An 18,437-nucleotide genomic window follows, 5' to 3' on the forward strand; every position below is an offset into this window, starting at 1 on the left:
CACACCGGAGTCGATGATCTGATGGAAAACAGCGAAGAAGCTCGGGTCGCGCGTGGGCGTAAACCCCGGAGCACGGAAGTGACGGGTGGTTACGAGCGCACGCCCGCGCGAGCGATGCTGCGTGCGGTCGGCATGACCGACTCCGACTTCGAGAAGTCGCAGATCGGTATCGCGTCCTCGTGGAACCAGATCACCCCGTGCAACCTCTCGCTCGCCCGGCTGGCCGACGAGTCCAAGATCGGGGTGCGGGACGCGGGCGGCTTCCCGATGGAGTTCGGCACCATCTCCGTCTCCGACGGCATCTCGATGGGGCACGAGGGAATGCGCGCCTCGCTGGTGAGCCGGGAGGTGATCGCCGACTCCGTGGAGTGCGTGGTGCATGCCGAGCGGCTGGACGGCACGATCCTGCTCGCCGGGTGCGACAAGTCGTTGCCCGGCATGCTGATGGCTGCCGCGCGGCTGGACCTGGCCTCGGTGTTCCTCTACGCCGGTTCGACGTTGCCCGGGCACCTGGGGGACAACGACATCACCATCCAGGACGCGTTCGAAGGTGTCGGGGCCTGCGCGCTGGGCCGGATCAGCACCGATGAGCTGGAGGAGATCGAGCGGCACGCCTGCCCGGGCGAGGGAGCCTGTGGCGGGATGTTCACCGCGAACACCATGGCGGCCGCAGCAGAGGCGCTCGGCATGTCGCTGCCCGGCAGCGCGTCGCCGCCTGCCCCGGACAAGCGGCGGGACAGCTACGCGCAGAAGTCCGGCGAGGCCGTCATCGAGCTCATCAACAAGGGCATCACCGCCCGCCAGGTGCTCACCAGGGAGGCCTTCGAGAACGCGATCACCGTGGTGACCGCGCTCGGTGGGTCCACGAACGCGGTACTGCACCTGCTGGCGATCGCGCGCGAGGCGCGTGTGGACCTGGACATCGACGAGTTCAACCGGATCGGCGAGCGTACCCCGCTGCTGGCGGACGTGAAGCCCTTCGGGCGCTACGTGATGAGCGACATCGACAGCATCGGCGGAGTGCCGGTGGTGATGAAGGCGCTGCTGGACGCGGGCCTGCTGCACGGGAACGTGCGCACCGTGACCGGCAGGACGATGGCCGAGAACCTCGCGGAGATCGCCCCGCCCGACCCGGACGGCAAGATCATCGCCGCGGCGTCGTCCCCGCTGGCCGAGACGGGCGGGCTCACGATCCTGCGTGGCAGCCTCGCTCCGGAGGGGGCTGTGGTCAAGAGCGCCTCGCTGACCCAGGCTGTCACGGAGGGGACCGCGCGGGTCTTCGACGACGAGCAGGACGCGATGGCAGCGGTCACCTCGGGACGGATCAACCCCGGCGACGCGGTCGTGATCCGCTACGAGGGGCCTGCGGGCGGTCCCGGGATGCGGGAGATGCTCGCGGTGACCGCGGCGATCAAGGGTGCCGGGCTGGGCTCGGACGTGCTGCTGATGACCGACGGCCGGTTCTCCGGAGCGACGCACGGGCCGTGCATCGGGCACGTGGCTCCCGAGGCTGCGCACGGTGGGCCGATCGCGCTGGTCGAGGACGGGGACCGCGTCCGGCTCGACCTGAACGAGCGCACGCTGGACGTGTTGGTCGACCCGGACGAGCTGGCGCGGCGCAAGGAGAACTGGAAGCCGCGCGAGCCCCGCTACACGTCGGGAGTGCTCGCCAAGTACGCCAAGCTCGTTGGCTCGGCCGAGGACGGAGCCGTCTGCGGCTGACCCCGCCGTGTCGGCCGTCCCGACCCACTGTGTCGGTCCCCTCGACACCCCGAGTTGGGTCTCCCGGCACCGTGCGTGCGTTGGGCAGGCACCCTGCTTCGGGCTCCCGGCACGGCCGATGAGTTTCGTACGGGTCGCCGGTCTATCCCTGCGAGCAAGCCACCACGGGCTTACCGCACGGGAGGATCGAGATGACCGGGAGATACGACGGGGGTGGCGCCGTGCGGACGCCGCTGCTCGGCAAGCGCGCCAACGTCGCGCTGTGGACCCTGCAAGTTCTCGCAGCGGCATTCTTCGCGCTGGCCAGCGCCTTGCCCAAGCTCATCGCGCATTCCTCGGCAGTCGAGATCTTCGACCGGATCGGCCACGGTACGTGGTTCATGTACCTGGTCGGTGCCCTGGAGCTGGCCGGTGCCGTCGCCCTGCTGATCCCACTGCTGTGCGGGGTCGCAGCGCTGGCGTTCATCGGCCTGATGATCGGCGCGTTCACGTACGAACTGGCCGTGTTGGGCGGGGAGAACGCCGCCACGCCGCTCATCGTGATCGTTGTGATGGCGGTCATCGCGTGGTGGCGCCGGGATCGCACGGCACGGTTGTTCGGCTTGCTCGCCGGGAGGGAAAGGGGACGGGCGTAGCCGTCCGGTTCCCGGAGTGGCCGCCGCGATACCGCAGCGGCACACCGTGCGACGCGGTACGGTCGGCACGGTTGTCCAGTCACGAGCCGCGGGAGGTCAGCATGCCCGAACCGGTCGCTGCGGAGAGGACGCGCGAGATCGCCACGGTCGAGGAGTTCCTCGGTGCGCTCGAGGACTTCGACCTGGAGCGTGCGCTGTCGTACCTTGCCGAGGACGTGGTGTACCAGAACGTGCCGCTGCCGCCGGCAAGAGGTATCGGCGCCGTGAGCAAGCAGCTGCGGCTGATGGTCCGGTACGGCACCGGTTTCGAGGCGCACACGCACCGCATCGCCGCCAACGGCGACACGGTGCTGACCGAGCGCACCGACGTGCTCATCGCGGGAAGCTGGCGTGCGCGGTTCTGGGTGTGCGGCACGTTCGAGTTGCGTGACGGGAAGATCGTGCTGTGGCGCGACTACTTCGACTGGGCCACGGTGCTGGCGTCCAGCGCGCGTGGCTGGGTCGGGGTGCTCGCGAACGCGATCCGTCGACGGGTGGCCGGCAGCCGTTCCTGAGGTGTCGCTCCGGCTTCTTCCCTCGTTCACCGGGGTAGGCGAGGGTGCGTCCAGGACGGTTGTCGAGGAAGGGACCGGGGTGTGAGCACACGAGGTCGGCGCCTGCTGCTCGGCGGTATCGCGGTGGCCGTGCTCGCCGGTGGTGCGATCGCCCCCGCGTCCGGCGGCGTGGCTCGAGCGGGGCTGCTGACCGCCTGCACCTCCGGTGACGCGGGTGTCGATCCCGGGCAGGCGCGAATCGGCGACATCCAGGGAACTACCCGCCTCTCCCCGCTCGACGGTGAGCGGGTCGAGGACGTGCCCGGCATCGTGACCGCACGGCGATCGTTCGGCTCCAAGCGCGGGTTCTGGTTCCAGGACCCGGACGGCAGCGACGACCCCCGCGCCAGCGCGGGGCTGTTCGTGTTCACCGGTGACACCACTCCAGAGGTGGAGCCCGGTGACGAGGTCGCGGTCACCGGCACCGTGCAGGAGTACTACCCGCGGGGTGAGGACGGCGGGCCGTACCCGTCGACGACGGAGCTGATCGACGCGGAATGGACGGTCGCCTCGTCCGGCAACGCAGTTCCCGAACCGGAGCTTGTCAAACCCGACACGGTTCCCGGGGAACTGGCTCCGGCGCCGGGCGGCAACATCGAGGAACTGGAGCTGGAACCGGGCACCTACGCGCTGGACTTCTGGGAGTCCCGCGAGGGCATGCTCGGCGCCGTGCGGGACGTGCCGGTCGTCGGGCCGACGACCGAGTACGACGAGCTGTACGTCACCACGAAGCCCGAGCAGTACCCCAGCCCGCGCGGCGGGACCGTCTACACCGGATACGACAACGACAACACGGGCGTGCTCAAGATCAAGCAGTTGATCCCGTTCAGCGAGCGGCCGTTCCCCGAGGTCGATACGGGCGACACGCTCGCCGGGGTCACCGCGGGCCCGGTCAGTTACGACCGTTTCGGCGGCTACACGCTGCAGGCCACCGAGCTCGGCGAGGTGCGGTCCGGAGGGCTGGAACGGGAGGTCGCCGGCGAGCATGATGCCGATGAACTGGCTGTGGTCAACTACAACGTCGAGAACTTGTCCGGAGTGGACTCTCAGAAACGCTTCGACGCCCTCGCGCGGAGTGTGGTGGACAACCTCGCGACCCCTGACATCCTGACCCTCGAGGAGGTGCAGGACAACACCGGCGCGGAGGGTGAGGGGGACGGCGTTGTGGACGCGGACGTGACGCTCGACCGGCTCGCCGGCGCGATCGTCGATGCGGGTGGTCCCCGGTACGAGTGGCGGCAGATCAGCCCCGAGGAGGGGAAGGACGGTGGTCAACCGGGCGGCAACATCCGGGTCGCATTCCTGTACGACCCGGACCGGGTGACGTTCGTGGACCGTCCCGGCGGGGACGCGACCACTGCGGTCGAGGTGGAGTCGAGTGAGGGGTCCCCGCGGCTGTCGGTGTCGCCGGGCCGGATCGACCCGGAGCACCAGGCATGGCGGGACAGCCGCAAGCCGCTGGTCGGCGAGTTCGATGTGGACGGTCGGAGAGTATTCGTGATCGGAAACCACTTCAACTCCAAACGTGGCGACCAGCCGGTCCACGGGCGGTTCCAGCCTCCGGAGCGGGTATCGGAGGAGCAGCGGATCCAGCAGGCCGAGCTGGTTCGGGGTTTCGTCGACGCGGTGCTCGACGTGGACGCGGAGGCGAACGTGCTGGTCGCGGGTGACTTGAACGATTACGCGTTCTCCCCGGCCGTTGGTGCGCTGACCTCCGACGGCGCGTTGGACGCCCTGATCGAGAAGCTGCCCGAGAACGAGCGCTACACCACCGTATTCGAGGGACGCTCCCAGGCGCTTGATCACATGCTCGTCACGCGTGCGGCGCGCGATGTGGAGTTCGAGGTGATCCACATCAACGCGGAGTTCCACGAACGGACCAGCGACCACGACCCCACGCTCGTGCGGTTCCGGCCGGCGGGCGGCGACTGACGGCGGGCCCATGCGGCACGCGGTACCGTGGCTGCCGGTGGCGAGGTGGTTTCTGACCGTGAGGAGTGGGCGGGAATGCCGGACGAGTTCTCGCTGGAGGCGGCCGCTGTCGAGGTGATCGCCGAGTGGCTCGGAGTGCCGCGTAGCTGGCAACCGTTCGACATACCGCATCGTGGCGTGACGGTGGAGGAACGGCGTGCCTATGTCGGCAGGGTGTGGCAGCGGCTGCGCGAGGACGGGCTGACCGACGGTACGCGGGTCGACGGCGACGTCGAGGCCGCCCTGCGCGTGTGGACCGCGCCGGACCTGCTCGTCGTGGTGCGAGCGGAGCAGGACTTCGACCCGCCGCAGGTGCTCTACCGGGCGGTCGCGGGGCGCGAGCTGGGTGTGTTCTCCGAGCAGGTGGCTGAGTCGATCCGGTTCGCGCTGGTTCCTGCCGAACGGGTGATCGATCACGTGACGGGCATGCTGCCGCCGCACAGGGCGCTGCCGGTCGAGCCGTGTTCGGTGCTGGTGGAGTCTGGTCGGCGGGTCACCGACACCGAGGAAGGCGCCGGGATGCCCACGGTGGCCGAGCAGGCCAGGCGGTACGAGCGGCGGGACAAGGAAGGTGTGCGGGCGTTCTCCCAGTGGCCCGTGGTCCTGTGCGGCGGGTTCGAGCTGTACCTGCGGGACCGCGGCAACCTCGGCCACGTCGGGACGATGCAGTTCTTCGACACCGACCGCGGCCGGTACGTGGTCGGTGTGCAACAGGCCGGGGACGGCAAGACACGGCTGAACTTCATCCCTTCGGACGGTTCGCACGTGGCGCGCTGGTTGCACGAGGAGGTCTCGTTCGCGCGGCGCGCCACGGGTTGACGTGGGGCGTGAGGCTCGTTGGCCGAATCACCCCACGGCGATCCCGGTACCCATTACAGTAGTGACCGGTTCTGTGCGGAGGGTGATATGTCATGGCAGGTGGTGCGAGCTTCAGCGAGGACTCGTTGGCCGGTGACGGGGGTGACAACTCTGGTGCCGGTGCGGGTGCCGAGTTCCTGACGTCGGGATTCACCGCGGATGTCACCGACAGCGAGCAGGTGGAACGTTTCCAATCGGGTGCGGCCCGGTTGAAGGAGATGGCGAGCAACGGTCAGTTCGCGATCAACGAGGAAGGTATGCGGCGCTACCTCAAGGCGATCGACCTGTTCCTGGATGGCTACAAGGATCAGGAGCTCAATCTCCGGCAGCTCACACAACGGGCGAAGCTCGGTTCGAGCCCGTTCGCGATGGAGGTAGCGGATCACAATGTCAAGGTGATCGACGGTGACGAGCAGTCGTTGATCCCGAACCTCGAGAAGATGAAGGCGGCGTTCGAGGATGCCAGGGAGGCGTTGCTCGCCGCCCGGCGGAACTACGACGAGACCGAGGAAGCGTACAGCATGACGTTCCGGAACATGGGGCTCGACTGATGTGCGGCTCACGGACGCGGTTTGCGCAATTGTTCGTTGGGGCGACCGCATTCGTTCTCCTGGTTGCTTGCGCACAGTCAAGTGACGGTAACCCGTCCGCAGAACCGGCGGGCGATGAGAATAGGGAGCAGAACCGGCCGTCTGAGCCGGACAAGGCTGCCGAAGTGTTCGCCGGGGTCGAATCATGCGATCTCTTGGATGACGTGTTGCGCGGCGAAGATTTCCCACCAGGCGAGGAATCGACTGCTGGCGGAGAGAACGCATGTCAGTCCAGCAAGTCCGAATTTGCCGCAGTAGGTCTAAACCTGCAGTCTGACTATGCTTACGACGAGCTGAGTTACGCGCCGGAGAAGATCTTTCCTGGCGATGTTAACGATAGACCTGCCAATCAGGTCAGGGAAGCCATCGGTGCCGAGGGGTCGTGCGATGTGTCGCTTCATGTCGAGCCGAACTCGCGTGCGATTGTGTCGGTCTCATTGCGCGAGAGCGACACCGATGAGGCGTGTGCGTTCGTCGAGGAGCTGGCGGAGCGGTTGGAGCCGATGCTGCCCGGCGACGCTGGCTGAGAGCGGGTTGTGCCGCCCGGCGGAACTACGACGAGACCGAGGAAGCGCACAGCATGACGTTCCGGAACATGGGGCTCGACTGATGCGAGCATCATGGGGACCGGTCGGCTGGTTCGTGGCGGCATCGGCATCGCTGCTGATCCTGGCCGGTTTCACGCAGGAAAGTAGTGGCGATCCGGGCCCGACCTCGGCTGGAGACCACTCCAGTCAGGGTTCGGACGGCGCGGACTCGGATGCCACGAGCGGTGATCCTCTCGACGGGCTGGAAGCGTGTGATTTGCTCGACGATGCGCTGGAGGGTGAAGGCTTCCCGCCGGGTGAGGTGGAGACCGCCGGCGGGGAGAACGGTTGCATGTCCAGTAAGTCGGGCACGGGTACTGCCGGACTGGACCTGCAGCCGGGGTACGTCTATGACGAGTTTGTGTTCGACAAGGAGAAGCTTCACCTGGGAACTGTGAACCAGCGGCATGCGATGCAGATTCGTGATGCCATCGGCGCCGGGGGTAGCTGCAACGTCTCCATGGAGGTGCGTCCCGACTCGCGTGCCGTTGTCGGGGTGAATATGCGGCACGGCGACACCGACGAGGCGTGTGCGTTCGTCGAGGAGCTGGCGGAGCGGTTGGAGCCGATGCTGCCCGGCGGCCCCGGCTGAGAGCACGGTCTGCCGCGGTGCGTCGGGTGGCCCGCTCCCGTGCTCACTGTGGTGCCCCGGTGGTCCTCACCCCTGAAAAGCGCTGACCAGGGCTTGCAGCATCTGCTCGGCGCCGTGTGGTGCGGATACACGCAACCGTACGGCATCGCCCGTGTCGCGGATGTCGAAGTCGAAGAACGAGCAGCACCCCGACTCCTCCCGGACGAACTCGCGCACCAGGTGATCACTCCGGGACGCGAATGTCAGTACCGCGTGGCGGTCGTCTTCCCACTCGTATCCAGCCAGCTCGGCCGCCAGCGCGCGGTCGTTCTCGTCGCGGCGCCTGACGTCCTGCTCGCTCAGCTGGCAGGTGAACGCCTCATCGTCGGTCATCCGGTGCCCCCTGTGTTGTCGTGGCGTTCGCTGATGCCGTGACGGTATTGTTTGAAGTGGACTTCAAGTCAAGGAGCGACATGAGCGGGACATTGTCGATCGGTGAGGTCGCCCGCCGCACGGGTGTCGCGGGTTCTGCGCTGCGGTACTACGAGCGGATCGGGCTCATCGTCTCGGAGGGCCGCGACGGCAGGGGCCGCTTCTACCGGCCCGAGGTGCTCGTTCGCCTGCGGGTCATCGGGTACTTCCGGCAGGCAGGCTGCACGCTCGAGGAGATCGCCGAGCTGCTGTCCAGCGGTGAAGGCTGGCATGCGCTCGCGCACCGCAAGCGCGCCGACCTCGAAGCCGGAATCCGCGCGTTGCGGCAGGCGCAAGAGCTGATCGACGCGGCCCTGGCGTGTGGCTGCGCGGACCTCGAGGGCTGCCCCGTGCATCACGAGTCGGCTGCCGACCCCGCATGACATGATGCCGCGGGCACGTTGCCGTGCGCCTGGTTTGCCGAACCCGCAACGAGAATTGCGCCCGTTGCCGGTGCTCCCGCATGGTTCACGTGCAGGTTGTCGCGATGCCCGGTCAATGGCGGGAGGGCTGGAAGCTGGTGGTGCGCGGCGCTGGCGGTGCGGGGGTTGACCGGGGCGCCGATGCGCGCACCGGCGATCGTCGCCGCGGCCCGCGACCCCACGGGAAGGAGTCCTTGTGTCCGAAGAGTTCGATCAGGCGTTCTGGGAAGAACGCTACCGCGGCCGGACGGTCGCCTGCGGAAGGCAGCCCAATCCGCAGCTCGTGGCGGAAGCCGCTGATCTCGCACCCGGATCGGCACTCGACGCAGGCTGCGGCGAGGGAGCCGACGCCGTGTGGCTCGCTTCGCGCGGCTGGCAGGTGACCGCAGTGGACATCGCCGCAACCGCGTTGCGCCACGCGCAGGAGCACGCCGAGACCGCCGGCTCCGAGATCGCGAGCAGGATCGACTGGCTGCAGGCCGATCTGACCAGCTGGAAGCCTGCCGAGGACGAGTTCGACCTCGTCTCCACCCACTACGTGCACGCGGCGGCATCGCGCGGGGCGCTGTTCGACCGGTTGGCGGCCTCGGTCGTGCCGGGCGGAACGCTGCTCATCGTCGGCCACCACCCATCGGACCCGGCCACCGCATCGCATGCCGCCACGCCAGACGTGCACTTCACCGCCGAGGAGATCGCGGCCGACCTCGAACCCGGCCGGTGGGACATCGTCGTCGCCGAGACCAGGACCCGGTCAGCCACCGGGCACGACGGCTACGAGACGACCGTTCGCGACGCTGTGCTCCGGGCGCGCAAGCGCCACCCGGATCAGCGGCCTTCGGGCTGAGCACCCGCGGATCACCGGAGCGTGTCCGGAGCCCGGCGCGCAGCCGTGCAACGAGAAAGCGCCGGGCGTACCCGTACGGGTTCCCGGCGCTTTCCCTGGTGAGCTGGCGGAGGATACGGGATTCGAACCCGTGAAGGTGTTACCCTTACACGATTTCCAATCGTGCGCCTTAGGCCGCTCGGCCAATCCTCCGCCGAACAGCATACCCGACGTGCCTCGTGCCGCTCCTACGGGGCGGGAGACGCATGCGCGTGATCGCTGGTCGCCACGCCTTCGCCGGCGGTCACGGGTTGGCGTGCCGCGACCGTGAGAAATGCCCGGGCGGCGTGCCCGAGGGTGCCGGCGGGTGGACGACCCCGAAGGGCCGTGACAGCCGCGGGGCGAACGACCGGACGTCGGCGCGTGCACCGAACGTGCGGGACGTGCTCTCCCGGAAACACGGCAGACTGCCCAGAAATCGAGCTCGACATGGCGTGCGGTGATCGTGTTGTCCCTGGTCGGTTCGCCCGGACGTAGTTGGTGGACTGCGCGGTGCCGGTGCCCGACCGGTCGTCGCAGGGGCCTTCCAGTGTTGGTGCGGGATGAAACGTCGTAACGTCCATCGGATCCCGCTGTGCCCCTGCCGGTCCAAGACCGGGTCGGTATGGCGTTATGCCCGATCGGCATACCCGGCGGTCGCGTGCGGTGTCCCGGTCGCGCGCCGTCGCGGCGGCAGGAACTTGATATGCGGCCGGGCGCTGTCCGGCTCGTGTGCGACTGCGCAGTCGACGTCGTAGACCCGCCGGACGAGGTCCTCGGTCAGCACGTCCCCGGGCGAGCCGTCCGCGACGACTTCCCCACCGGACAGCACGAGCACGGCGTCACAGAACATCGCCGCCAGGTTGAGATCGTGCAGTGCCACGACGCTGGTCAGGGGCAGGCGGCTCACCAGGTCGAGCAGCTCGAGCTGGTGAGCGACGTCCAGATGGTTGGTCGGCTCGTCGAGAAGTAGCTCGGACGGTTCCTGGGCGAGCGCCCGCGCGATCTGGGTGCGTTGCCGCTCACCACCGGAAAGGCTGTGCCAGCGGCGGTGTCGCAGGTCGACCAACCCTGCGCACCGGAGCGCGTGGTCGATCGCGGGCCCGTCACCGTCCCGGGAGCCGCCCCAGGCGCTGCGGTGTGGGGTCCGTCCGAGCGCGACGACGTCTGTGACGGTCAGGTCCACCTCGGTGGAGACCTCCTGCTCGACGAATGCCACCCGCCTGGCGAGGTCACGCCTGCTGAGCCCGGTGATGTTCCGCCCGTCGAGCAGTACCGCGCCCTCGGACGGCGCGCGCAGTCCCGCGATCAGGCGCAGCAGCGACGACTTGCCGGAGCCGTTCGGCCCGATGAGCCCGAGCATGCCGCCGACGGGCACCTCCAGGCTCACCCGGTTCACGATCCGCGAGCCGCCCGCCCACCAGGACGCGCCGCGCACCTGGATGCTCATGAAGCCACCTTCCGTCGCGCGAGGATCGCGATGAACACCGGGACACCGACCAGCGCGGTGCCCACCCCGACCGGGATCTCCTCCGGTTCTGCCACCGTCCGCGCGAGCGTGTCCACCCATACCAGCAGCACGGCGCCGAGCACGGCGGTCACCGGCAGGGAGGCCCTGTGCCCCGGACCCACGAGCATCCGGGCGGCGTGTGGCAGGACCAGTCCGACGAACCCGATCACGCCGGACACGGCCACCAGCGTGGCCGTGAGTAGCGCTGTGACGGTGAGCAGCAGCCAGCGCAGGGCGCGAACGTGCACGCCGAGCGAGGCCGCGGAGTCCTGCCCGAACGCGAACGCGTCGAGCGAGCCGGCTCGCGAGAGGCAGACGACCAGCCCCACCAGGGACACCAGTCCGGTGATCACCACGTCGCCCCAGCGCGCGCCGGAGAGCGAGCCGAGCAGCCAGTACAGCACGCTCCGCGTCTGTTCCGCGTCGGCCGAGGTGATCACGATGAACGAGGTGAGGGCGGAGAACAGCTGGGTACCCGCGACCCCCGCCAGGATCACCCGGCTCGTGCCACCGCCTGCGACCGTGGCCAGCACCATCACGAGCGCGAACGCGATGATCGCGCCGAGGAACGCACCGGCCGCCAGGCTGATCGTTCCCGCGCCCAGCCCGAGCACGATCACCAGCACAGCCCCTGTGGAGGCCCCGCCGGAGATGCCGAGCAGGAACGGGTCGGCCAGCGGGTTGCGCAGCAGCGACTGCAGTACCGCGCCGCAGACGCCGAGCCCCGCCCCGCAGATGGCGGCCAGCAGGATGCGGGGCAACCGCAGGTCCATGACGATTCCCGTGCCGATCCGCGAGACGTCGGCGCTGCCGATCCCGAACTGCTCGCCAAGGATCGCGGCGACGTCGGCAACGGTGAGCCCTGCCGGGCCGATCGTGGCGACCACCATCATCGACAGCACGAGAGCGGGGATCCCGACAGCCACGATCCCGGCCGCCCGGCGGGTGTGTACGGCGGTGCCGTCTCGCATGGCCGGCTACCCGGCTCAGCCGTGCAGCTCGACGAGGGTGTCCGCCAGCGACTCGATCCCGTCGACGGTACGGATCGTGATGTTCAGCTCGGAGCCCGTCATCGGCATCCACCGCTGGTCGTCCACGACCGACAGCTCGGAAACGGCGGGGTCGTTCTCCAGGAAGCCGGTTTTCGACTCTACGCTCTGCCCCTCCCCGTCGCGGGTGAGGTCGCCGAGTACGAGCAGGTCCGGGTCCCGGTCGAGCACGTCCTCCCAGTTCACCTGCGGCCACATCGAGTCGACATCGCTGTAGGAGTTGTCGACGCCGAGCTCCCTGGTCATCGCGGCGGGCGCACCGGTGGCGCCCGCCATGTACGGGGCGTCGGTCTGGGCGAACCAGAACATCACCGACGTCGACTCGGGCACGTCGGCGCGCCGTACACGGTCCACGGCCTCGCCGACCCGCTCGCGTAGTTCGTCGATGAGGTCCTCGCCGCGCTCGGGAACGCCGAAGATCTCGGCGACGTCGGCGATCTCGCCGTAGAGGTCCTCGAGCTCGACGGGCTCGTCCAGCTCGGCGGCCTCCGGCTCGCAGCTCGACGGGGACAGGTAGGTGGGGACGCCGAGCTCTTCGAACCGCTCGCGCGGGGCGACGCGCCCGTCGGTGAACATCGCGTGGTAGGCGCCGATCACGAAGTCGGGTTCGGTGTCGAGGACGCTCTCGAATGACGGGGTGTCGTCGGCCAGCCGGGGGACCTGGTCGTTGGCCTCGGCCAGGTCCTCGCGTATCGGGTCGGTCCACGTGGCCGTGCCGACCATGCGATCCTCCAGGCCGAGGGCGAGCATGAGCTCGGTGGTCCCCTGGTTGAGGCTGACGGCGCGCTCGGGTGGCTCCTCCACGGTGACCTGCTGGTCGCAGTTGCTCAGCGTGACCGGGTCGGCGTCGTTACCCGGGTCGGTGATGCCGTCCGATGTGGCCTGGCCTGCACAGCCTGCCAGGGTCAGCGCCGCGACGAGCAGGGCGGCGAGCGGGGTCGCCGCACGGTGGGTGCCAGGCACGCGCATGCCGGCGCGGGTCGGAATGGGTGACATGGTGTCCTCGCTCAGGGCCCGTACGCGGGGCCCGGTCGGTAGCGGTCCGGGACGTGGGCATGTTCCGCCCCGGGAGCCAGCAGGTCTTCGGGCTCGGGCTCATCCGGGCGAGGAACCTTCCCGGGCGCGTGGTGCCCAGTGGTGCGGGTCGGACGTGCCGACCTCCTCGCCCGTTACCCCTACCGCTGCGCGTCAGCTCCGGCCTTCGACCGGATTCCCTGCCCCGGTAGCGGGGGCGACTGGCTCGTAGAGGGATCCTAGTGGCCCGCCGGTTCTCGCGAGTACCCGCTGTGCCCGATGCCACGTGCCGCGGGCGGCGGTGCGGTGCTGGCCATGCCGGCGTCGCGGTGGGGTACTACGCTGCGCGAGTCCGTGCGGCATCGGGTGTCACGGGGCGCCCGGCTCATGAGCCGAACCCAGGGCGGGAGTGGTGTGGCCGAGGAACACGCATTCGCGATCGACGAGGTCGTGCTCCGGAGGGGTGATACGACCGTGCTCGACCGGGTCTCGCTCCGCGTGCCCGTTGGCCGCTGCACGGCGCTGGTGGGGAGGAGCGGCTCGGGTAAGTCCACACTGCTGCGTGTGCTGACCCGGCTGGCGGAGCCGGACAGCGGTGCCGTGTACTACCGCGGTGTGCCGGTGGCCGAGTGGGACGTCCTGGAGCTGCGCAGGCGGGTGCAGCTGGTGGCGCAGAACCCGGTGCTGCTTGCAGGCACGGCCGCCGAGGAGGTGGCCGTCGGGGCCGGTGCGCTCGGCGAGGAGCGGATCGCGGAGTTGCTGGGGCGGGTCGGTCTGGACGCCGGCCTGGCCGGTCGGGAGACGGCAGCCCTGTCCGGCGGGGAGGCGCAGCGCCTGGCGCTGGCGAGGTCGCTCGCGCTGGAGCCCGATGTGCTGTTGCTCGACGAACCCACGGCGGCGCTGGACTCCGAGAGCGCGACGGCGATCGAGAACGCCGTGCGATCGCTCGTGCGCAACAACGTCACCGTCCTGCTCGTCAGCCACGCCACCGAGCAGGTGCGCAGGATCGCCGACCACGCGGCGGTGCTCGTGGCAGGCAGGGTCGCCGACAGCGGCCCACCGGGCGAGCTGACGTACCTGGAGGAGACAGCGTGAACGGGACGGAGCTGGGTTGGCTCGAGGTGGGCACATCGGTGCTGCTGGTCGCCGTCGCGGTGCTCGTGGCAGCCCACCAGCGACTCGGCCTGAGCAAGGACGTTCTCCTCGCCGCAGTACGCGCCTTCGTGCAGCTCGTCGCGGTGGGCATGGTCCTCGTCGTGATCTTCGAGCACGGCGGTGCGCTCGGTGCGCTCGGCTGGGTCGTGCTCATGGTGGTCATCGCCGGGCAGGTCGCCGGGCGTCGCGGCAAGGGTGTGCCGCGCGCGAAGATCATCGCCACGGTGTCGGTGGCCTCGGGCGCGGGTGTGGCGCTGGCGGTGCTGTTGCTGCTGGACGTGTTCCCCGGCAGGCCGTCGGTGATCGTGCCGATCGGCGGCATGATCGTGGCGAACTCGATGCAGGCGGTCGGGCTCGTGCTGCTGCGGCTGGCCGAGCACGTCGACGACTCCCGCGCGGAGATCGAGGCGCGGCTGTCGTTGGGGATGGACTCGGCAGAGGCGTTCGGCCCCCATCGCCGCTCGGCGGCCCGGGCGGCGTTGCTGCCTGCGATCGACGCGACGAAGGTGGTGGGGCTGATCAGTCTGCCGGGGGCGATGACCGGCTTGATCCTGGCCGGGGTGGACCCGCTGACCGCGATCCGCTACCAGATCGTGGTCATGTACATGATCCTCGGCGCGGCCGCGCTGGCCGCTGCGGTAGCCGTGCATCTCGGGCAACGACGCCTGTTCGACCAGGCCCAGCGGCTGCGCGTGTAGCGAGGGTGTGCGGCGCCACTGGCCGCGTACCCGCCGGGAGGCCGTCCCATATGCTCTGTAGCCATGAGCAAGCACTTCGATGTCGTGGTCCTCGGCGCGGGACCCGGTGGGTATGTAGCGGCGATCCGGGCGGCGCAGCTGGGGCAGTCCGTGGCCGTCATCGAGGAGAAGTACTGGGGAGGGGTGTGCCTCAACGTCGGATGTATCCCGTCGAAGGCACTGCTGCGCAACGCCGAGCTGGTGCACCTGTTCCAGCACGAGGCGAGCACGTTCGGGATCTCGGTGGACGGTTCCGTCCGGGTGGACTACTCGGTCGCCTACCAGCGCAGCCGCACCGTCGCCGACGGGCGGGTCAAGGGCGTGCACTACCTGATGAAGAAGAACAAGATCACGCAGTTCGAGGGCTGGGGCCGGTTCACCGGCGCGAACACGATCGAGGTCGCCACCGCCGACGGCGGTACCGAGACGGTCTCCTTCGACAACTGCATCATCGCGACCGGAGCGACGACGAAGCTGCTTCCGGGTACGCAGCTGTCCGGACGCGTAGTCACCTACGAGGAGCAGATCCTGGCCGATGAGCTGCCGGAGAGCATCGTCATCGCAGGTGCGGGCGCGATCGGTGTGGAGTTCGCGTACGTGCTGCACAACTACGGCGTGCAGGTGACGATCGTTGAGTTCCTCGACCGGATGGTGCCGCTCGAGGATCCGGACGTCTCCAAGGAGCTGGCCAGGCGCTACAAGCGCATGGGTATCGAGGTGCTCACCGGAACCCGGGTGGACTCGATCGACGACTCGGGAGCGAAGGTGACCGTCACGGTCTCGCAGGACGGGCAACAGCGCACCCTGGAGACGGACAAGGTGCTCCAGGCGATCGGGTTCCAGCCCAGAGTGGACGGTTACGGGCTGGACACCCTCGGGGTGCGGCTGAGCGAGCGCGGCGCGATCGAGGTGGACGACGAGTGCCGGACCTCGGTCCCGAACGTGTTCGCCATCGGTGACGTGACTGCGAAGCTGATGCTGGCGCACACCGCGGAGGCGATGGGGATCGTCGCTGCTGAGACGATCGGTGGCGCCGAGACGATGGCACTGGACTACGACATGATCCCGCGGGCGACCTACTGCCAGCCGCAGATCGCCAGCTTCGGCTACTCCGAGCAGGAGGCCCGCGAGCGCGGGCACGACATCGAGGTGGCGAAGTTCCCGTTCATGGCCAACGGCAAGGCGCACGGGCTCGGCGACACCACCGGGTTCGTGAAGCTGATCAGCGACAAGCGCTACGGCGAGCTGCTCGGCGGGCACCTGATCGGGCCGGAGGTCACCGAGCTGCTCCCGGAGCTGACCCTGGCGCAGCAGTGGGATCTGACGGTGCACGAGGTCGCGCGCAACGTGCACGCGCACCCGAGCCTGAGCGAGTCGGTGAAGGAAGCCGTCCACGGCCTGGCAGGCCACATGATCAACATGTAGGCAGATGGGGCGCACCGTCGATACACGGCCCTGTCACAGTGCGTCGATGAACCGGCCAACAGCGCGCTCGAACTGGCCGAGGCCCGGTTGCTCCACGGGCAGGTGCCCGGCGTTGGCGAGCACGACCAGTTCCTTGGGCGCGGCAATCCGTTCGAAGAACGGCCGGCTCACGTCGACGGGAGTCCACCGATCCGCGCCGGGGTGGGTCAGCAATACCGGACATGCGGTGAATTGCTCGGGTTCGACCGCCGGTTGTGAGGTCATGAAGGTACGCAGGAAGCGCAACGAGACGCTGTTCCCGCCGCCTGCGGGGTCGGACGCAACAAGATCGTTCAGCCGGGGGTCGTTGGACATGGCTGCCATGTTCACCACCCAGCGGATCGGCAGCTGCACTCGATCAGCGAAGGCAAGACGGCGCAGCATCGCAGGAGCCGCGGTGCCGAGCAACGGCGTTCGCGCGGCAACCCGCCGGACTACCGGGTCGCGGGGATCAAGCAAACACGTGACGATCAAACCTGCCGCTCCGGCGGTCGCCGCCACGTCGTACGCCACCATGCCACCCATGCTCGCGCCGAAAAGCACAATCGGCCGTCCCGAACGCTGCCGCTCTACCTCGACCAAGTCCGCCACACACTCGGCCCACATACCGTAGTCCAACGGCTCGTCAGTACGGGTCAGCCCGTAACCCGGCAGGTCCGGAGCGACTACCTCGGCGCGCGTGCCCCCGATGAGCTTGGCGAACGGGGCCAGCATGCGTCCGTCGCCACCGGCACCGTGCACGAGGACGGCGACGAATCGAGCGTCGGGCGCTTCGAGCCGATCCAGGTGCACGTCGAGTCCACGCCAGTGCCACCACTCCTCGGCCACACCTGGAGCGCCCGATAGCTCGGGTGGGTAGAGCTCGAGGTATCGCCGCCAGTGACTTATGGTCTCGTACGACACAGTCGGCACGGAACCCATCCTCGCAGAAACGAACCCTTACCGGAACTCGGCGCCGGTACGGACAAGCCCGTCACTGTCACACGGCAACATGCCCCAACATTCCCTCGTGAACCACGGCCAACGCCTACGTCCCGGTGACAGGTGGCACGAGTACGCTCCCCACATGATCAATACGTGAGTGGTCAGGAAACCGATGACCATGCGATTCGCGAGCCATAACGTGCATCCGTGGCCGAAGTACAGCGGAATTACTCGATGGTGAGAACGATGGGCAAGTGGGAAGAACGCATTATGGACGTTATTGAAATGGCTCCCGATGGTGCCGCCTAGCTGTGAGCGGACTACGGGACTGTCGACGGCTTGAACGAGGTCGAAACGAACCTGACGTATACGAAGGGTACCTACTGGGCCGGTACCGGTTGCATCGTGTTGAGCAGGCCTGTCACCCTATCGGCCTTCGATGTCGCCTCGCCGAAATAACTCGGGTACCTCTCTTTGACAAGATCAAGGCTGGCGGCACCTACTAGTAAGACATCCACGTCCGCGTCAGTGCTCGACAGCTGCGACTTGTACCTGTGTTCGGCCTCGTTGTACGCACGAGCCGCCGCGAAGTAGTCGGAGAAGGACTCAACGTCAGTCTTGCCTTTGCTCCGATGCTGTACGAGCAAGAACCATGTATCTTCGTCAAACACGGTCACACCTCCCTCGTCAGCCAGTCTCGCGCGGCTTGCGTAGCGCTCCGCAGAGCGGACAACTCTGTGTGCATCATGTCAATACCATCGTCGAGTCTCCGGAAGTAGTGATCAAGCTCTCGAAAGTAGTCAAGCAAGACTTGCGGGCCATCTTCGTGCTTGAGGTCGGTGCCCAGCGACTTGTCAAACTGTTCTACCAGTTCAGCCCACTCTTGCTGACGCTCCGTTCGAAGCTGTAACTCAACCTTGAACCCATCACGTCGGCACTACAAATGCAACGCGCTGTAACCGCCCTGGTGAGGGTCAACATTGTAGTCTCGTACGTTCTCTATCGTCAGCTTGTGCGCCCGCTCGAGCCCTCGCTGCACGCTCTCGACATCTCCAAGATCCGGCAACACAGCGCGACAGCCCGCGATGTCTGAGTCGCCCCGGTGTGTCTGGAGACTCCAGTCTTTGGGAAGGATGGGGTCATGTCAGGGAACACATCGCGGAGGTACCCGCCGGAGCTGCGTGAGCGCGCGGTTCGCATGTTTGGCGAGGTGCGCGGCCAGCATGAGTCGGAGTGGGCCGCGATGACCGCGGTGGCCGAGCTGCTCGGGGTAGGTACGCCGGAGACAGTCCGTAAGTGGGT

Annotated in this window: 18 protein-coding genes, 1 tRNA gene, 2 pseudogenes and 1 riboswitch; of the genes and pseudogenes, 14 read left to right on the forward strand and 7 right to left on the reverse strand. The window is 68.2% G+C overall.

What is annotated here, in order from left to right:
* Nucleotides 1-21: 21 nt before the first annotated feature.
* The 8 genes from ilvD (at nucleotide 22) to CHB84_RS14945 (ending at nucleotide 7,548) form a co-directional block, all read left to right on the forward strand.
* Nucleotides 22-1,722 (forward strand): dihydroxy-acid dehydratase, encoded by a 1,701-nt coding sequence (gene ilvD, locus CHB84_RS14910; protein ID WP_089302216.1) that lies wholly within the window; start codon nucleotides 22-24, stop codon nucleotides 1,720-1,722.
* Nucleotides 1,723-1,913: 191 nt separating this feature from the next.
* Nucleotides 1,914-2,357 carry a DoxX family protein gene (locus CHB84_RS14915; RefSeq protein WP_089302217.1) on the forward strand — a complete coding sequence of 148 codons (444 nt, stop codon included), beginning with the start codon at nucleotides 1,914-1,916 and terminating at the stop codon, nucleotides 2,355-2,357.
* Nucleotides 2,358-2,458: 101 nt separating this feature from the next.
* Nucleotides 2,459-2,911 carry a limonene-1,2-epoxide hydrolase family protein gene (locus tag CHB84_RS14920; RefSeq protein ID WP_089302218.1) on the forward strand — a complete coding sequence of 151 codons (453 nt, stop codon included), beginning with the start codon at nucleotides 2,459-2,461 and terminating at the stop codon, nucleotides 2,909-2,911.
* Between the two features lie 81 nt (nucleotides 2,912-2,992).
* Nucleotides 2,993-4,882, forward strand: a complete 1,890-nt coding sequence (locus CHB84_RS14925; protein WP_089302219.1) for an endonuclease/exonuclease/phosphatase family protein — start codon at nucleotides 2,993-2,995, stop codon at nucleotides 4,880-4,882.
* A gap of 45 nt (nucleotides 4,883-4,927) precedes the next feature.
* Nucleotides 4,928-5,740: an ESX secretion-associated protein EspG gene (locus CHB84_RS14930; protein WP_141134704.1), complete on the forward strand. Its 813-nt coding sequence runs from the start codon at nucleotides 4,928-4,930 to the stop codon at nucleotides 5,738-5,740.
* Nucleotides 5,741-5,832: 92 nt separating this feature from the next.
* The gene (locus CHB84_RS14935) at nucleotides 5,833-6,330 is read left to right on the forward strand and encodes a hypothetical protein (protein ID WP_089302221.1); all 498 of its coding nucleotides are present in this window, start codon (nucleotides 5,833-5,835) and stop codon (nucleotides 6,328-6,330) included.
* Entirely contained in the window at nucleotides 6,330-6,896 is a 567-nt protein-coding gene (locus tag CHB84_RS14940) for a DUF3558 family protein (RefSeq protein ID WP_089302222.1), read from the forward strand. The genes CHB84_RS14935 and CHB84_RS14940 overlap by 1 nt, the downstream gene beginning before the upstream one ends.
* An 82-nt stretch (nucleotides 6,897-6,978) precedes the next feature.
* The gene (locus CHB84_RS14945) at nucleotides 6,979-7,548 is read left to right on the forward strand and encodes a DUF3558 family protein (protein WP_089302223.1); all 570 of its coding nucleotides are present in this window, start codon (nucleotides 6,979-6,981) and stop codon (nucleotides 7,546-7,548) included.
* A gap of 66 nt (nucleotides 7,549-7,614) precedes the next feature.
* Here the strand turns inward: CHB84_RS14945 and CHB84_RS14950 are convergent, their stop codons facing one another.
* A complete protein-coding gene (locus tag CHB84_RS14950; protein ID WP_089302224.1) occupies nucleotides 7,615-7,920 on the reverse strand; it encodes a hypothetical protein in 306 nt (101 codons plus the stop codon).
* A gap of 80 nt (nucleotides 7,921-8,000) precedes the next feature.
* Between CHB84_RS14950 and CHB84_RS14955 the strand changes: the two genes are divergently transcribed.
* Together CHB84_RS14955 and CHB84_RS14960 are read left to right on the forward strand one after the other, a co-directional pair.
* Complete coding sequence (locus tag CHB84_RS14955) at nucleotides 8,001-8,381, forward strand: MerR family transcriptional regulator (RefSeq protein ID WP_089302225.1); 381 nt, start codon at nucleotides 8,001-8,003, stop codon at nucleotides 8,379-8,381.
* Nucleotides 8,382-8,616: 235 nt separating this feature from the next.
* Nucleotides 8,617-9,264 carry a class I SAM-dependent methyltransferase gene (locus CHB84_RS14960; RefSeq protein ID WP_089302226.1) on the forward strand — a complete coding sequence of 216 codons (648 nt, stop codon included), beginning with the start codon at nucleotides 8,617-8,619 and terminating at the stop codon, nucleotides 9,262-9,264.
* A 104-nt stretch (nucleotides 9,265-9,368) separates the two neighbouring features.
* On the opposite strand, the gene CHB84_RS14965 is transcribed toward CHB84_RS14960, so the two are convergent.
* From CHB84_RS14965 to CHB84_RS14980, 4 genes are all read right to left on the reverse strand, one after another.
* Nucleotides 9,369-9,456: transfer RNA gene (locus CHB84_RS14965), tRNA-Ser, on the reverse strand.
* 457 nt (nucleotides 9,457-9,913) lie between these two features.
* A complete protein-coding gene (locus CHB84_RS14970) occupies nucleotides 9,914-10,732 on the reverse strand; it encodes an ABC transporter ATP-binding protein (RefSeq protein ID WP_089302227.1) in 819 nt (272 codons plus the stop codon).
* Nucleotides 10,729-11,763 carry a FecCD family ABC transporter permease gene (locus CHB84_RS14975; RefSeq protein WP_089302228.1) on the reverse strand — a complete coding sequence of 345 codons (1,035 nt, stop codon included), beginning with the start codon at nucleotides 11,761-11,763 and terminating at the stop codon, nucleotides 10,729-10,731. The genes CHB84_RS14970 and CHB84_RS14975 overlap by 4 nt, the downstream gene beginning before the upstream one ends.
* A 15-nt stretch (nucleotides 11,764-11,778) precedes the next feature.
* Entirely contained in the window at nucleotides 11,779-12,837 is a 1,059-nt protein-coding gene (locus CHB84_RS14980) for an ABC transporter substrate-binding protein (RefSeq protein WP_245818763.1), read from the reverse strand.
* Between the two features lie 61 nt (nucleotides 12,838-12,898).
* Nucleotides 12,899-13,096, reverse strand: a riboswitch (cobalamin riboswitch).
* Between the two features lie 146 nt (nucleotides 13,097-13,242).
* On the opposite strand from CHB84_RS14980, the pseudogene CHB84_RS14985 reads away from it, so the two are divergent.
* The 3 genes and pseudogenes from CHB84_RS14985 to lpdA all read left to right on the forward strand — a co-directional run.
* A pseudogene (locus tag CHB84_RS14985) lies at nucleotides 13,243-13,762 on the forward strand (ABC transporter ATP-binding protein); the annotation flags it as partial.
* 184 nt (nucleotides 13,763-13,946) lie between these two features.
* Nucleotides 13,947-14,708: an ABC transporter permease gene (locus CHB84_RS14990; RefSeq protein ID WP_089302229.1), complete on the forward strand. Its 762-nt coding sequence runs from the start codon at nucleotides 13,947-13,949 to the stop codon at nucleotides 14,706-14,708.
* Nucleotides 14,709-14,771: 63 nt separating this feature from the next.
* Entirely contained in the window at nucleotides 14,772-16,172 is a 1,401-nt protein-coding gene (gene lpdA, locus CHB84_RS14995; protein WP_089302230.1) for a dihydrolipoyl dehydrogenase, read from the forward strand.
* 33 nt (nucleotides 16,173-16,205) lie between these two features.
* Here lpdA and CHB84_RS15000 read toward each other — a convergent pair whose 3' ends face one another.
* A complete protein-coding gene (locus CHB84_RS15000) occupies nucleotides 16,206-17,123 on the reverse strand; it encodes an alpha/beta hydrolase (protein WP_176439978.1) in 918 nt (305 codons plus the stop codon).
* Nucleotides 17,124-17,515: 392 nt separating this feature from the next.
* A complete protein-coding gene (locus CHB84_RS15005; protein WP_089302232.1) occupies nucleotides 17,516-17,812 on the reverse strand; it encodes a hypothetical protein in 297 nt (98 codons plus the stop codon).
* A gap of 464 nt (nucleotides 17,813-18,276) precedes the next feature.
* Here CHB84_RS15005 and CHB84_RS22450 point away from each other — a divergent pair.
* Nucleotides 18,277-18,437, forward strand: a pseudogene (locus CHB84_RS22450) (IS3-like element IS987 family transposase); the annotation flags it as partial.

Origin of the sequence: Haloechinothrix alba, assembly GCF_900188115.1 — a bacterium.
GTDB lineage: Bacteria > Actinomycetota > Actinomycetes > Mycobacteriales > Pseudonocardiaceae > Haloechinothrix > Haloechinothrix alba.